Origin of the sequence: Pseudomonas sp. NPDC087803 (assembly GCF_044742995.1) — a bacterium.
Classification (GTDB): Bacteria; Pseudomonadota; Gammaproteobacteria; order Pseudomonadales; family Pseudomonadaceae; genus Aquipseudomonas.
This window is the reverse complement of the sequence record NZ_JBIUVO010000144.1, coordinates 1-1952: the sequence shown is the minus strand read 5'-3', so window position 1 is coordinate 1952 and position 1952 is coordinate 1. Positions and strand designations below refer to the sequence as shown.

The window sequence follows — 1952 nt, the reverse complement described above, 5'->3', positions numbered from 1 at the left end:
AACCGAAGAAGCTCTGGCCGTTTTTGGCCATTTCGCGCAGCTTCGCGGTCGGGTGGTACAGCGCGCCCAAATCAGCGTACTGGTCAGCCAGGGCAACGAACTCGGCAACACCGATCGAATCGATGTAGCGCAGCGCACCGCCACGGAATGGAGGGAAACCGATACCGTAAACCAGACCCATGTCGGCTTCGGCGGCGGTTTCAACGATGCCGTCTTCCAGGCAGCGCACGGTTTCCAGGCACAGCGGGATCATCATCCAGTTGATGATGTCTTCGTCAGTGACTTCGCGCTGCTCGTAAACGATCGGCTTGAGCACTTCCAGCACCGACGGATCGGCGACTTTCTTCTGCTTGCCTTTCTTGTCGGCCTCGTAGGCATAGAAGCCCTTGCCGTTCTTCTGGCCCAAGCGCTTGGCTTCGTACAGCACGTCGATGGCCGAACGACGGTCATCCTTCATGCGATCCGGGAAACCTTCAGCCATCACGTCACGACCGTGGTGACCGGTGTCGATGCCGACCACGTCCATCAGGTACGCCGGGCCCATCGGCCAGCCGAACTTTTCCATGACTTTGTCGATGCGCACGAAGTCCACGCCGGCGCTGACCAGTTTGGCGAAGCCACCGAAGTACGGGAACAGGACGCGGTTGACCAGGAAGCCCGGGCAGTCGTTGACGACGATCGGGTTCTTGCCCATTTTCTTGGCGTAGGCAACGGTGGTGGCAATCGCCAGCTCGCTGGACTTCTCGCCACGAATCACTTCCACCAGCGGCATCATGTGCACCGGGTTGAAGAAGTGCATGCCGACGAAGTTTTCCGGACGCTTGAGGGCCTTAGCCAGCAGGCTGATGGAAATGGTCGAGGTGTTGGACGCGAGGATGGTGTCCTCTTTGACCTTGTCTTCGACTTCAGCCAGTACCGCTTGCTTGACCTTCGGGTTCTCGACCACGGCTTCTACGACCAGGTCGACGTGACCGAAGTCGCCGTAGGACAGGGTCGGACGAATACCGTTGAGCACTTCAGCCATTTTCGCGGCGGTCATGCGGCCTTTGTCAACGCGGCCAACCAGCAGTTTGGCGGCTTCGGCCAGCCCCTGCTCGATACCGTGCTCGTTGATGTCCTTCATCAGGATCGGCGTACCTTTGGAGGCCGACTGATAGGCGATACCGCCACCCATGATACCGGCGCCCAGTACGGCAGCCTGCTTCACGTCCTTGGCGATTTCGTCATAGGCCTTGGCCTTTTTCTTCAGCTCCTGATCGTTCAGGAACAGACCGATCAAGCTCTGCGCGGCAGAGGTCTTGGCCAGTTTGACGAAACCTGCTGCTTCGACTTCCAGCGCCTTGTCACGACCGAAGTTCGCGGCTTTCTGGATGGTCTTGATCGCTTCGACTGGCGCCGGGTAGTTCGGGCCAGCTTGCCCTGCCACGAAACCCTTGGCGGTTTCGAAAGCCATCATTTGCTCAATGGCGTTGAGCTTGAGCTTTTCCAGCTTCGGCTGACGCTTGGCCTTGTAATCGAACTCGCCGGAGATGGCGCGCTTGATCAGTTCAAGGGCCGCTTCCTGCAGCTTTTCTGGAGCAACCACGGCGTCGACGGCGCTGACTTTCAGCGCGTCTTCCGGACGGTTTTCCTTGCCGGCGGCAATCCACTCGATGGCGTTGTCGACACCGATCAGACGCGGCAGACGCACGGTACCGCCGAAGCCTGGGTAGATGCCCAGTTTGACTTCCGGCAGACCGATCTTGGCTTTGGTCGACATGACGCGGTAGTCCGCCGCCAGGCACATTTCCAGACCCCCACCCAGGGCGATGCCGTTGATCGCGGCCACGGTCGGAACATTGAGGTCTTCGAAATCGCTGAAGATCTTGTTGGCTTCGAGATTGCCAGCAACCAGCTCGGCATCCGGCAGCTTGAAGTTGTCGAAAAATTGGGAGATGTCGGCGCCGAAGATG

1 protein-coding gene is annotated in these 1952 nt (G+C 59.1%); it reads right to left on the bottom strand.

Features of this window, described 5'->3' with window-relative positions; all coding sequences use genetic code 11:
* A partial coding sequence (gene fadB / locus ACIOUG_RS27010; protein ID WP_401070229.1) for a fatty acid oxidation complex subunit alpha FadB occupies positions 1-1952 on the bottom strand: 1952 nt, incomplete at both ends.